This window comes from Exiguobacterium sp. KKT215, assembly GCF_055635335.1.
Map to the genome: position 1 here is coordinate 2,226,226 of NZ_CM145756.1, position 12,897 is coordinate 2,239,122.

The window sequence follows — 12,897 nt, forward strand, 5'->3', positions numbered from 1 at the left end:
ACCTACCACCTTTTCAAGAAGGCAGTAGTTGCTCTAGTCACTTGTCTTGGTCGCGCCCGAACGCTGCGTTCGCTTCGTGCCCTTCGAACGCCGGGTTGTTTCCGTCATTGAACCCCGTGTCCGGTTCATCGAGAATCAAGGCGTAGCCTCCGTTTAAAATATCGCCATACGCGCGGTTGACGTCGTCGTCAGCGAGACCGAGGTCGAGCAACGCCCGCTTCACTTCCTGTTCGCCTTCGGCCACACCCGCGAACTTTTGCATCCAGTTCGCGCTCGCTGCTTCCACTTTTGCGTCGGTGTTCCGTTTGACGAGCGAGACGTCATCTTTGTCTCTCGCGACGACATATAAGTCGCTCTCCTCATAGCCTTCCTCGATCAGTTGATCGATTTTGGCGACGAGGGCCGCTTCGTCTTGGTATGTGTCTACAAATCGACGTTTGCTCATCGTGTCTCATCCTTTCGGGTTGTCTGGTCATGAATCGTGACGTCGGCCTGGCCGACCTCGGTCACTTCAATTTCTTCTTTACGGAGCGTCTCCGTCATGGTTTTCACGTCTTCGGTCACTTGTTTCCGGACGATAATCTCTTCGACGACGACAGGACGTTTGACGATGAACGCCCGTTCCTCGATGACTTGAATCCGGAGATGGTCCCCTTCGTCAATCGTGCGAATGCCGGGCTGATTAAAGTCATAGTCCTCGAGCACGTCTTCTGACCCTGGTGTCCGCTCCACATGAACCTGTTCCCTGCGGACCGGGACTTCAATCTCTTGAACTGTCTCCGCGACGTGTCGATTGATGACGACCTCGCCCGTTTGAACGGCTTGTTTCTCGACGGTCAAGCGTTCCTCGTGCAAGGCAAGCGTCTGTTCTTCCGTCTCCGGTTCTGATTTCATTTTCGGGCGGCCGGCCTCAAGCGATTGGTCGCCACGGTCGGCATCGACGTACAAGAAGAGTCGTCCCTGCTCGACTTCCTGAGCGAAGCGATCCTGTTGCTCCTTCGTGAGCCGCATGCTACCAAGCCAGCGTTCAATCGGTCGCTCGCTCGATGTGACGAGTGAGGCGACCGTACCCGGTTCGTCGGTGACGAGCACATATAACTTCGACTGGCGTCGGACCGCGTCCGCGGCGTCGGCTCGTTTGACGAGGACGTACATGTCCTCTTCGGCGTATCCTTCTCGTTTCAAATCGACCGTTCGATTGAGCAGCGCCTCCGGCTGGTCAAATACTTCAGAGATAATCGCATGTTTCATGGCATTGATTCCTCCTATGGTTACTTGGCGAAAAAAAGGATGGTCCCTCAGAGAGAGCCATCCTTGTCGAGGTACTTGGTCAATCGATTACAGGCGGTCACGCTCGTCGCGACGTTTGCGATCGAGATCATGATCGCGATGGCGAAGGTCGTCTTCCCCTTCGATATGCGCTTCTTCTTTACGCAACGTCTCACGTACCGTTTCCGTATCTTTGACTTTCTCTTTGCCGACGATGATTTCTTCGGCAACGACATCTTTCTTCGTCACATCGACACGTTCTTCCGTGACCGGTACGCGAATCTCATCGCGGTCAGTCGTCGCATCGAACGAATGCCCTGTCGCTTCACGGTCCCCATCGACACGGCGACGTTCGACATACACTTCATCGTGCTCGACTTCGACATCGACGCGTTCTTCGCGTTCGACCACATCTTTCTCGACGCGAACTTCACCAGTCTGCACACGTTCCTTGTTCACAAGGAGACGCTCTTCGTGCAACTCGAGTTTCTGTTCGTCCGTCAAGTCCGTACGGTTACGGATGTCCTCATCCATATCGTTGAAGCGGTTCGAGTTGACGCCTGCACCTGTTGCACCGATGCCGGCACCGGTTACGCCAGTCCCTGTTCCGAAGTCACGCGCGGTCATATTGCCCGCTTCGTTACCTTCTGATCCGTAACCAGCTGATGTGCGGCCGCCTTCGAACGTATCGTTACGTCCGTCGTCAAACACGCCGTCATTCTTGTCGAGCAAGAGGACCATGCCGCCGTTTTCGATATCTTGGTGATGACGCGCCGTCTCTTCTTCTGAGAAGCCGAGTTTATCGAACGTGTGACGTACTTCGTCTCCGCCGTCTGCTACTCCGAAGAAACGATCGAGCCATGACGCTTTCGTTTCTTTTACTTCTGCATCCGTTTCGCCGCGAACCATCGAAAGGTTCGACTTATCTTTCACAACGACGTACAGATCGTCTTCGCGATGCCCTTGGGCGCGAAGCTCATCAATTTTTGACACAAGCTCTGACTCCTGATAGTAAGTGCCTACATAACGTTTGTTATCCATGATTGTATCTCCCTTTCAAATTCTTTATTTTTTTGGTTATTGGCTGGGCGGATTCGTAATGATCTGCCATTCGGCCGGTAATGTAGATGTTCCCTTGCAACTCCGTTTCATGCATTTCTTTCACGATTGTAATCTGTTTGTAACAATATGACTTTTGACCGATTGATTTTTTTATTGATTCATTAAAAACCTCGACTAAAATGTCGAGGTTTAAATAAAAATATACAAATCTTCTATTTGAGCAGATATAGAAGTAGACGAAGTCAGATCAATATCTTCACTTTTAATCACGTTATATATAATTCTTTCGAGATAGATTATAGACATGGCATCTTTAAAATCCAACCCTGCATGAACGACACTAGATCTCTTGTCGTACAACTCTCTAAATTCGATAAATATTTCTTTTTTGGTGCGATTAGAAAATTCTTTATCCCCATAGAGAAGATTCGCCGCATAAAGAGACAGTCTAAAGCGGAGCTCGGTTCTCTGTCTGCTCCCAAACATTTGTTCGATTCCAATTACAGAGTCAAGCAAACCTTCTGTACCGTTGTTATCCATTATCGCCTTAGTTCTTCTAAAAAAAGCTCCTTCTAGTCGCCTCCGGTTATCCTTATGGCTCGTCATGTATACTTTATCAAAGTCTTTTTTTATCTCTTCTAAATTTAAATTAGTGACTGAGAGACAATCAGAATTAAAAAATGGCCTGAATCCACTGTAGGACAAGTCGATTAACTGAAATGATTTACCTCTAATTCGATTCCAATACATTTTGGGTCTACTATGAGTATTTAGTAGGTATCCTTCTATTTTAAAGAATGCGTTCTCAACGCTGATGTTGTTGAAATCTTGATTCAGTGAAATCAAATTGATTAATGTATTTATTTTTGAGAAGTATGCTTTATAGAGCTCCCCAACTAAAGTATTTACATTGCTAAGATTAAATTTATCAATGACAATATCGTCCTCTATTTCTATTGCTGCACTTGTCTTTTGTTGAAAGGCTGTATTCATGGTGTCTTGGTTAAGATTAGAGAACATGCTAACACTTTCATATAATCGAGTTCTCTGTTCTTCCTCAGTCAACCTTCTAATCTTTACATTTTGATCAAAAATTAGTTCTGAGGAATCTATTGGGAATTTCTTTTTATAAAATACACCTACGAGAGGAACTATTATAGAGACCTTCACTCGTTTTGCAATAAAAAAGTTCAAGTATTTATCTAAATATCTAACTAACGATTTTTCGTCTATCTCTTGCAATCGAAAGACCAGATATCCCCCAACATTGTTTACGTGTTCTTGAATACATGAGGTTAACACACTAAATAAGTAATACAAAACGGATTCAGTATCTTTTCTTTGTAAATCTATATGTGCCGAAATAAAACTTGTGAAATAGTCTAGTGCAAGAGAATTCCTTATTTTGTCGATAATTACATCTCTAAAAAAGACATGATCTTCATATTCAATCCAATCCACTACTGCCGAAATGGGTGGACATAAGTCCGTTTCTTTTTTCACCATATCTATCGTCGGTATGCCTTGGTTGTCAAAGTATATCGTCTTCTTTTGAAATACATTCTCGTAATCTAGTTTGGCCAATGCTTCTTTGAGCAGATTCGCAATATCAATCAACTCTTCTTGCAAATAATCCAATCCCATGGTCATCATATGAAACCACCTCCTTTCTAAATTATACCAAAAAAAAACGGATAGTGATTCAGAGTTAGGTGAGCTCATGAATCTTCGAAAATTCATCACTTCGTTGTAAATATTAGTTTTCTCCTTATTGGAAGTCTTGAACAAAATTGTTCATCGAATTGTCTGAATAAGCTTGGATCCACAGTAAAGAGTTTTGTCTGTGCCTTCAAAAACTTCTTCGAATCCAGTCAACTTGTCTCCGAGATATTTAGTACGGTTCTCGGGTTAACAAAGAATAATACTCTAGATTTCTTACAATGTCTATTTCCCAAACTCAATCGAAATCTCACAATTTTATTTCCGATGTCGATTCCTTTCTTCTCAAACTTGACAAACTTGTTTAGTACCATGTTTTTCAGCTATGGGAGCAACGTGTTTAAAAGAATTTATGCATCACTTATTTTATAATTCTATGGATTAAAGGTATTTGAATCGTACACAAAAAACCTTCCGCTTATGACGGAAGGTTTGCACTCATTCAACGATTTCAGTTTTCTTTTTCTGACCACATGACTGACGAACGACCAAATAATGCGGAACGATGACGCGTTTCCCGTAAGGTGGCGCGCTGTCTCCAATCTGTTCAATCAGACAGTTTGTTGCCTCGAAACCGAGGCCGAAGATGTTGATTTCGACCGAAGTGAGCGGCGGATTCGAATGTTCGGCGATGAAGACGTTGTTGAAACTGACGACGGCGACGTCCTCAGGTATCTTAAGCCCCATCTCACTGAGCGTGCTGATGACGCCGAGCGCCATCATATCGTCACTGACGACGACGGCTGTCGGTGGTTCCTCTAACTGGAGCAACTCCCGCACGGCTTTGGCCCCGCCCTTCGTCATGAACTCGGCACGAGCGATATAGTCTTCCCGAACCGGGATGCCCGCCTCCATCAACGCTGTCGCGTACCCGTTGCGACGATCTTGTGTGACGGCGAGTTTATCGGATCCCCCGATAAAGGCGATGCAACGATGGCCGAGGTTGTATAAGTGTTTCGTCACTTCACGCCCGGCCAAATAGTTGTCCGTGTCGACGTACGTAATCGACGAGGCATCTCCAAACGGCTTCCCGACGACGACGAACGGGAATTTTGTCTGACGTAAATATTGAACGACTTTGTCGTCTTCACGTGAGTACAAGACGATGACGCCGTCAACGCGACGGCCTTGGACCATCTCGATGACCCCCGACAAGACCTCTTCTTCGGTCACGCCCGTCGTCATGTAAAGCGAGTAACCGTTTTGGTGGGCTTTCGTACTGATTCCACGCAATACTTCAGGGAAGAATGGATTTTGAAGCGTTTTCGTCGCTGCGCTCGGCATGACGAGACCAATCGACTGTGTCGAGCGGTTGGCGAGACTTCGCGCGTGAATGTTCGGATGGTACCCGAGTTCTTCCATCGAACTGCGTACACGCTCTTTCGTTTTCTGACTGATACGTGGACTATTGGCGATGACGCGAGACACGGTCGACGGTGCGACATTGGCGTGTTTGGCGACATCTTTAATCGTGATTTGCATGATGCTCCCCCTTGCTTCCGTTAATTCATAGTTCCCTATCACAGGGTATCGTCAGCTCGCGCTCTTGCGACGCTTCCACATGACCAATCCAGTCAAGAAAATCGGGATGGCGATGACAAGTAGACCGATCGTCCACATGTTCACTTCCGATTCTTCGACGATGTAGGCGTTCGCGCTTTCTCCTGCGAGCTTGATGGTGAACGTGCCACGTTTGTCGGTGACAAGTTGTGAGAACAAGAGACCACGAAGGCGTGTATCTTCTCCGACTTCGCTTACCTCGAATTCAATCTCTCGGTCCTCGGCGTTCATATTGATAGCGTACAAAGCGACATCGTCGCCGTCACGACGCTCGAACACGGCCATGCCGTCTTTCGAGGCGATCATGCGTTGTTCGCCGGTCGCGAAGACGGGATATTCCTCTCGCATCCGGTTCATCATCGTGACGTATTCATGGAGCTCTTCATTTCCAGGGAAATCGATCATGGCCCGGTTCGCCGGATCGGCTCCGCCCTTTTGTGCGTTCTCCGTCCCTTGGAAGACGATCGGCATGCCTGGAGACGCATAAAGGGCGAACAATCCGAGGCGTAGGCGACGCTCGGCCGACTCGGCCCCGCCGAGTTCCGCGACGTGCATGAATCGTTCTACGTCGTGGTTATCGAGGAACGTCGCCATTTGGTTCGGGTCGTTGAAGAACGTCTCGGCGTAGCTGGCGGCCACGTCGATTTCGTCTACACTCGCCGACTTTTGCGTCATCGTCTTCGAGACGCGGTCGTAAAACGTGAAGTTCGTGATGCTGTTGAAGCCTAGGTCATCATATTCCGCGACGTACTGTGGATCTGGGTCGAACACTTCGGCCAACAGATAAAAGTCGGGGTCGACGGCCCGGACCGCTTTAACGAAGTCTTCCCAAAACGGTTTGTCGACGTGACGTACCGTATCGAGACGATAGCCGTCAATGCCGGTCTCTTCAATCCAATACGTGGCCGCCTCGAGTAAGTAGTCTTTCACTTCCGGATCTTCCGTTTTGAAGTCCGGCAAGTCGAACAGCCAGTGCGTCTCGACTTGTTCTTGATCGTTCCAAAGCACGATCGGCAACTCGTCATGGAACCAGTCCGGTCGTTCTTCGACCCATGGATGTTTCGGACCGACGTGGTTGACGACGAAGTCGAGGATGACTTTCATGTCCCGTTTATGGGCCTCGTCAACGAGTTCTTGCAAATCTTCTTTCGTCCCAAATTGGGGATCGATGTTATAAAAGTCTTTAATCCAATATCCGTGATAGCCGTCCGGCATGTTTTCAAACACCGGTGTCAGCCAGACCGACGTGAACCCGAGCGACTCGATATAATCGAGCTTTTCAATCACGCCGCGGATATCGCCCCCGTGAAAGGCTTTCGGGTCATCTTTGTCGACCTGCGCGTTGTTGTCCGGATTCCCGTCAACAAACCGGTCGACCATGATAAAGTACATGCGTTCCTGTTCCCATGATGCTGCTTCTTTCGCTCCGACGATTGTTGGAAACAAAAGAAGCGACAGAAGAACGAGCACGACGCCTCGCCTCATATCGCTTCCCCCTTAAGTGAGTATTATCCTTTCGTACCACCGGCAGTGAGACCCGAGACGAAGTAGCGTTGGAACATGAAGAACAAGAGGACGATTGGGAGGGCCGAAAGGACGGCGCCTGCCGCGAACAACGTGAAGTTGTTGTCGAACTGTCGAGAGATCATGTTGTAAAGACCAACCGCGAGCGTCTGTTTCTCTGGTGAACGAAGGACGAGCGATGCCAAGATGAAGTCGTTGAACGGGCCCATGAAGTTGAACAAGGCGATCGTTGCGACGATTGGCTTCGCGAGCGGCAAAATGATTTGCCAGAAGATACGAAGGTGACCGGCACCATCCATCCGAGCAGCTTCATCGAGCTCTTTCGGAATCGTATCGAAATAACCTTTTGCCAAGTACGTGTTCATCGGGATTGCGCCTCCGGCATACAGCAAAATAAGGGCTGTGTGCGTATCAAGAAGGTTGAGCATGTTCAAGAGCACGTAGATGGCGATGATGGCAACGAATTGCGGGACCATCTGTAAGACGAGGAACATGACGAGCGAGTTCTTCCGTCCCACGAAACGGTAACGCGAGAAGACATAACCTGTAATCGTTACCAAAACGACTGAGAGCAACATTGTGATGACTGCAATTTTTAATGTGTTCACATACCATAAACTATAATCCGAAATAGATAGATCGAACAAGTTTTTATAGTGAATAAATGTCGGGTTCGACGGAATGATGGTCGATGTGATCGTACGACCCGGGTTGAATGACGTCCCGACCACCCAAAGCATTGGATAGAGAATGATGATCGACGCAAGCGTCAAGATGACATAAGAGAACGCCAAATTGATTCGTTTTTGTTTTTTCATATCAGATCATATCCTCGTCTTTGAAAGATTTTGTCCGACGGAACTGGATGACGGCAAGTGTCATGATGAAGAATGACAAGATGAGCGTAATCGCAGCCGCAAGTCCGTATTGCGGGTTGGCTCCGAGCGACAATTTGTAAATCCATGAAATCAAGATATCGGTACCACCGGCAGTTTGGCCCGGAACAGCCGGTCCACCACCGTTAAAGAGATAGATGATGTTGAAGTTGTTGAAGTTGAACGTGAACTGCGTGATGAGAATCGGTGCTGTTGCGAACAAGAGCATCGGTAATGTGATTAAACGGAACTTATCAAAGATGGTCGCACCGTCAATCGTCGCCGCTTCATATAAGTCACCCGGGATGGATTGAAGCACACCAGTCATGAGCGTCATGATGAACGGGAAGCCGAGCCACCATTGAATCAAGATGAGCGCACTGCGTGTCGCCGTCGGATCGGTCATCCAGTTGATTGGATCAAGTCCGAACGCCGGAAGAATCGTCGTATTGAATACCCCGAACGATTCGTTGAACATCGAACGGAAAATCAAGATCGTGATGAACGCCGGTACGGCCCATGACAAAATCAAGATTGAGCGGAACAAACGACGGAAGCGAAGACCTTCTTGGTTCAAGAGAACTGCAAGGAAGATCCCGATGGCGATGACACCGACCGTCGAAGCGACTGTCCAGACGAGCGTCCAACCAAGAACGCCGACGAACGTGTCACGGAAAATATCAATTTCAAAGATTCGTGTGAAGTTCTCAAATCCGACCCATTCCACGAGTTTCGCCGGTGGTGCGTTGTTGTAGCGATAGTTCGTGAAGGCGATCAAGAATGTGAAAATCAATGGAAGAATGACAGTGAAGACGAGCAAGATGAGCGACGGAATTAACATTAGGTATGGGAATCCGTGGTCGCGCAAGTTGCGAAGTTGCACTTGGAACGTTGCAACGTTTAGGTGCTGATCACGAATGCGACCGACTCGGTAAGCGTCACGAATGTTCCAGACGTAGAACGCGATTCCGAAGAAAAGTAAGATCAATGCGACAATACCTTCTACCATCAAGAAGATGGAATGGTCGTTACGAGGTCCTGCCACTTCGCCAAGCGTGATCAATCCCCAAAGGCCGCCACGGTCGCCAGGTCCAGCGCCTGCTCCTTTGAAAAAGAGATCGTAGTTTACTGCAAAATAAGACATGATGACAATAAAGAAAGCGATCGCTTTCGCTTTTTGGTTGTTATAAAATTGACCGGCTCCCGGAATGATCGAGAGTAATGCAGCGTTCCGAGCATGATTGGTCGGTTGTTTGTCCGGACGTTGATCCGGCGTTTTCGGGTTCGCAATTGAAGCCATCCTCAATTTCTCCTTTCAATTTGAGCAAATCAATCGAGCAAGCGTTTGCTCAATTCTAGAAAATGAGGGGGAACGCCAGTCGGCGTACCCCATCATTTCTTGTCCTTATTGGTTGTTCGCTTGGATTTGTTGCTCGATGACTTTAACAGCATCGTCAGCTGATTTTTGTGCATCTTGCTTGCCAGTTGCTACGAGCTGAAGTGCTTGTGCCATTGGCTCCCAAACTTGTCCCATTTCAGGAATGTTAGGCATTGGGATTGCGTTCGTCGCTTGATCGAATACCGCTTTCGCAACTTCGTTCGACGTGATTGTCTCATTCGACTCGAGTGCTGCTACTGGTGGAATCTCGTTGTACGCTTCGAACATTTTCAATGCGTTCTCTTCGTTCGTGAGTTCTGCGAGGAACATTTCAGCCCACTCTTGGTTTTCTGTGTAAGCAGAAAGTGCGTATGTCTTCACGCCCATGAACGTCTTGATTGGCTCACCGTTTGGAAGTGTCGGCAATGCAGACGCTCCAAGGTTGACGCCAGCATCTTGGTAACCAGCTACGGCCCATGGTCCGTTCATGACTGTGTGTGCTTTCTTCTCAGTGAAGAGTTGGTCCATCGCTTGGCCACCAGACTCGCCGATCAACCCTTTAGGGAAGAGGCCTTCTTGGTACCATTTGCCGATGTAGTCGAAGCCTTCAACTGCGCCTTCGTTGTTCAAACCGATGTCGGTTGGGTCGAGCGCGCCGCCGTCTTCTTTGAAGACGTAACCGCCGAAGCCAGCCACTACACCGTGAGCGAAGTAGAAGTTATCCCAAAGACCGAGGAAGCCGTACTCGCCTTTGTCTTTAAGATCTGTAGACAACTTGTACAAGTCGTCCATTGAAGTAGGAGCTTCTGATACCAAATCCTTGTTGTACATGAGGACTGGTGTTTCAACTGATTTCGGATAGCCGTAAGCTTGTCCGTCGAACATGACAGCCGATTTCGAAGCGTCTGTGAACGCTTCAAGTGCGCCTTCATCCGTAAGTGGAGCCAAGTGACCTTGGTCAGCGATCGTTCCGATTTGGTCGTGTGGTACGAGAACGATATCAGGACCTTTACCAGCTGGGCCATCAAGCGCCAACTTGTCTTTTTGATCCGTCATTTGGACTTCAACGACTTCAACTGCGACGCCGTGTTCTTCTTCAAACGCCTTCGCAACTTCTTTCGTCGTTTCCGACTTTTCAATATCTTCCCAAATTACGATTTTTTCTGGCTTGTTCTCGCTAGAAGAACCGCCTTCGTTAGTAGAACCGTTGTCCGTACCGCCACCACATGCAGCAAGTGCACCGAAAGCGAATACTGCCGTTGAAAGTCCTGCTACCATTTTTTTCATCTTCATGATGAAAAACCTCCCCAAGGAATAGTATGGTCAGATTTGCGCAATCGCACTGGCCTACTGATTTTAAACAACTCCGCTACAGAATCAGTAGGTTAGTGAAAACGTTTGCATCCTCACCTCAATTTTTATTATACAGTTGTGTAAGCGTTTTACAAGACTTTTTTTTAGGAATTTTTCCTGCTGTTGTCCCATTTATCTCTTTTTGAACTTTTTGTAGGTGTTTTTCTTATGAAACAAGGAATCGAACGATTGACAAAATGTAAACGCTTTATTACCCTTTGCTTGAGCAAACGTTTTCACAACTGATGTTTCTTTTCTGAACAGACAGTGTAAAATGGTAACAACCCTAAGAGAGAAAGGAACGATTTCATTTGATTAAAGAAGCTATCTATCATCGCGCCATGTCCCCTTTCGTGTACAAGTACGACCGAGAAACGATACATATTCGATTCCATACGAAAAGAAATGATATCCAATCTGTTGACTTAATTTGGAATGACCCATATGACTGGCATTCGGAAGACCCGGCCATGTGGAACTTCGATCCGGACAAGCCGAGCTTCTGGCGCACGTTCGAGACACCGATGGAAAAGATCGGACACGACGACCAATACGACTATTGGTTCATCGCCATCAAGCCGCCATTCCGCCGGCTCCGTTACGGCTTCCGTCTCCATGACGGCAATGAGACGGCCGTCTATACGGAAAAAGGTTGGTTCGAAGATAAGCCGCTCGATGACACGGGCTACTATTTCTGCGTCCCATTCATCAATCCGGTCGACATCTTCCATGCCCCGTCGTGGGTGAAAGATACGGTCTGGTATCAAATCTTCCCGGACCGGTTCGCGAACGGTGACTCGTCACTCGACCCGGAAGGCACGCTCCCGTGGAACAGCACCGAGCCGACAATCACGAACTTCTTCGGCGGCGACTTCCAAGGGATCATCGATCATATCGACCACATCGTCGACCTCGGCATTACCGGCATCTACTTCTGCCCGATCTTCAAGGCGACGACGAACCATAAATACGATACGCTCGATTATATGGAAATCGATCCTCAGTTCGGAACGAAGGAACAGTTCAAACAACTCGTCGATCTTCTGCACGAGAACGGGATTAAAGTCATGCTCGACGCGGTCTTCAACCACGTCGGGTACAATCACCCGTGGTTCCTCGACGTCGTCGAGAACGGACCGCAGTCGGAGTACCGGGACTGGTTCTACCTTCGTGACTTCCCGATCGAGACGACACCGAAGCCGAACTACGATACGTTCGCGTTCGAGAAGAACATGCCGAAAATCAATACGGAGCACCCGGCGCTAAAAGCTTATCTATTAGAAGTCGCGCGCTATTGGGTCGAGGAGTTCGGCATCGACGGCTGGCGTTTGGACGTCGCCAACGAAGTCGATCATGCGTTCTGGCGCGACTTCCGGAAAGCCGTGAAACAAGCGAACCCAGAAGCGTACATCCTCGGTGAGATTTGGCATGACGCGCAGCCGTGGCTTCAAGGCGATCAGTTCGATGCGGTTATGAACTACCCGTTCACGAACGCGAGCCTCAACTATTTCGCGCTCGACCGTACGTCCGCTTCCGAGTTCCGGGATGAATTAACGCGCGTCGAGATGATGAACACGACGAACGTGAACGAAGTGACGTTCAACTTGATCGATTCGCACGACACGCCGCGTGCCCTTACACGAGCGAAAGGACATAAAGGAAAGTTCAAGTTGCTCATGACGTCGATGCTCACGTACACGGGCAGCCCATGTATCTATTACGGGGATGAAATCGGTCTCGAGGGTGAACAAGACCCGGGCTGCCGTCGTTGCATGCCGTGGGATGAGACGCAGGAAGACCGGGAGCTGTTCCGCTATATCCAAAAATTGATTCGACTTCGCAAAGAGCACCCGGTGCTTGCTAACGCCGGGTCGTATCGCTTCAACCTCGTCGATAACGAGTCGAACGCACTCATCATTGAGCGTTGCACGAAAGACGAGACATATTTGATATACTTCAATAACTCAGAGACGGTATCGAAGCTGAACCCACTCTGGCATACGGGAAGCGCTTACGATTTGCTTCACGACCGCGATGTAGACTCACTTGAAGTCGAACTCGCACCGTTCAGCGCCACGATTTTGAAAATGAAATAAATTCGGTTTTGCACCCGTTTCGGCGGGTGTTTTTTTTGTTGAAAATAATTTGCTAAATCCC

At 48.4% G+C, this 12,897-nt stretch carries 10 protein-coding genes; 1 reads left to right on the forward strand and 9 read right to left on the reverse strand.

The features are described from left to right. Nucleotides 1-37: 37 nt before the first annotated feature. The 9 genes from ACZ2GZ_RS11615 to ACZ2GZ_RS11655 form a co-directional block, all read right to left on the reverse strand. Nucleotides 38-445: a general stress protein gene (locus tag ACZ2GZ_RS11615; protein ID WP_029595943.1), complete on the reverse strand. Its 408-nt coding sequence runs from the start codon at nucleotides 443-445 to the stop codon at nucleotides 38-40. Continuing rightward, entirely contained in the window at nucleotides 442-1,251 is an 810-nt protein-coding gene (locus ACZ2GZ_RS11620; RefSeq protein ID WP_029595944.1) for a YsnF/AvaK domain-containing protein, read from the reverse strand. The genes ACZ2GZ_RS11615 and ACZ2GZ_RS11620 overlap by 4 nt, the downstream gene beginning before the upstream one ends. Nucleotides 1,252-1,338: 87 nt before the next feature. Then, nucleotides 1,339-2,310, reverse strand: a complete 972-nt coding sequence (locus ACZ2GZ_RS11625) for a YsnF/AvaK domain-containing protein (RefSeq protein ID WP_021066663.1) — start codon at nucleotides 2,308-2,310, stop codon at nucleotides 1,339-1,341. A 210-nt stretch (nucleotides 2,311-2,520) separates the two neighbouring features. Continuing rightward, entirely contained in the window at nucleotides 2,521-3,984 is a 1,464-nt protein-coding gene (locus tag ACZ2GZ_RS11630; RefSeq protein WP_029595945.1) for a HEPN domain-containing protein, read from the reverse strand. 504 nt (nucleotides 3,985-4,488) lie between these two features. Next, nucleotides 4,489-5,532 carry a LacI family DNA-binding transcriptional regulator gene (locus ACZ2GZ_RS11635; protein WP_029595946.1) on the reverse strand — a complete coding sequence of 348 codons (1,044 nt, stop codon included), beginning with the start codon at nucleotides 5,530-5,532 and terminating at the stop codon, nucleotides 4,489-4,491. Nucleotides 5,533-5,583: 51 nt separating this feature from the next. Then, nucleotides 5,584-7,095 (reverse strand): alpha-amylase family glycosyl hydrolase, encoded by a 1,512-nt coding sequence (locus ACZ2GZ_RS11640; protein WP_470295291.1) that lies wholly within the window; start codon nucleotides 7,093-7,095, stop codon nucleotides 5,584-5,586. Nucleotides 7,096-7,118: 23 nt separating this feature from the next. Next, on the reverse strand, nucleotides 7,119-7,952 hold the full coding sequence (locus tag ACZ2GZ_RS11645) for a sugar ABC transporter permease (protein ID WP_021066667.1): 834 nt from the start codon (nucleotides 7,950-7,952) through the stop codon (nucleotides 7,119-7,121). A 1-nt stretch (nucleotide 7,953) separates the two neighbouring features. Next, nucleotides 7,954-9,309: a carbohydrate ABC transporter permease gene (locus tag ACZ2GZ_RS11650; RefSeq protein WP_021066668.1), complete on the reverse strand. Its 1,356-nt coding sequence runs from the start codon at nucleotides 9,307-9,309 to the stop codon at nucleotides 7,954-7,956. A gap of 105 nt (nucleotides 9,310-9,414) precedes the next feature. Next, complete coding sequence (locus tag ACZ2GZ_RS11655; RefSeq protein WP_021066669.1) at nucleotides 9,415-10,680, reverse strand: extracellular solute-binding protein; 1,266 nt, start codon at nucleotides 10,678-10,680, stop codon at nucleotides 9,415-9,417. Between the two features lie 371 nt (nucleotides 10,681-11,051). On the opposite strand from ACZ2GZ_RS11655, the gene ACZ2GZ_RS11660 reads away from it, so the two are divergent. Next, nucleotides 11,052-12,836 (forward strand): glycoside hydrolase family 13 protein, encoded by a 1,785-nt coding sequence (locus ACZ2GZ_RS11660; protein WP_029595949.1) that lies wholly within the window; start codon nucleotides 11,052-11,054, stop codon nucleotides 12,834-12,836. Nucleotides 12,837-12,897: the final 61 nt, after the last annotated feature.

What these genes read in the sequence shown, in the direction of transcription:
- ACZ2GZ_RS11625 (WP_021066663.1), bottom strand. Translation starts at nt 2,310, where the DNA reads ATGGATAACAAACGTTATGTAGGCACTTACTATCAGGAGTCAGAGCTT.
- ACZ2GZ_RS11655 (WP_021066669.1), bottom strand. Translation starts at nt 10,680, where the DNA reads ATGAAGATGAAAAAAATGGTAGCAGGACTTTCAACGGCAGTATTCGCT.
- ACZ2GZ_RS11615 (WP_029595943.1), bottom strand. Translation starts at nt 445, where the DNA reads ATGAGCAAACGTCGATTTGTAGACACATACCAAGACGAAGCGGCCCTC.
- ACZ2GZ_RS11620 (WP_029595944.1), bottom strand. Translation starts at nt 1,251, where the DNA reads ATGAAACATGCGATTATCTCTGAAGTATTTGACCAGCCGGAGGCGCTG.
- ACZ2GZ_RS11630 (WP_029595945.1), bottom strand. Translation starts at nt 3,984, where the DNA reads ATGATGACCATGGGATTGGATTATTTGCAAGAAGAGTTGATTGATATT.
- ACZ2GZ_RS11635 (WP_029595946.1), bottom strand. Translation starts at nt 5,532, where the DNA reads ATGCAAATCACGATTAAAGATGTCGCCAAACACGCCAATGTCGCACCG.
- ACZ2GZ_RS11640 (WP_470295291.1), bottom strand. Translation starts at nt 7,095, where the DNA reads ATGAGGCGAGGCGTCGTGCTCGTTCTTCTGTCGCTTCTTTTGTTTCCA.
- ACZ2GZ_RS11645 (WP_021066667.1), bottom strand. Translation starts at nt 7,952, where the DNA reads ATGAAAAAACAAAAACGAATCAATTTGGCGTTCTCTTATGTCATCTTG.
- ACZ2GZ_RS11650 (WP_021066668.1), bottom strand. Translation starts at nt 9,309, where the DNA reads ATGGCTTCAATTGCGAACCCGAAAACGCCGGATCAACGTCCGGACAAA.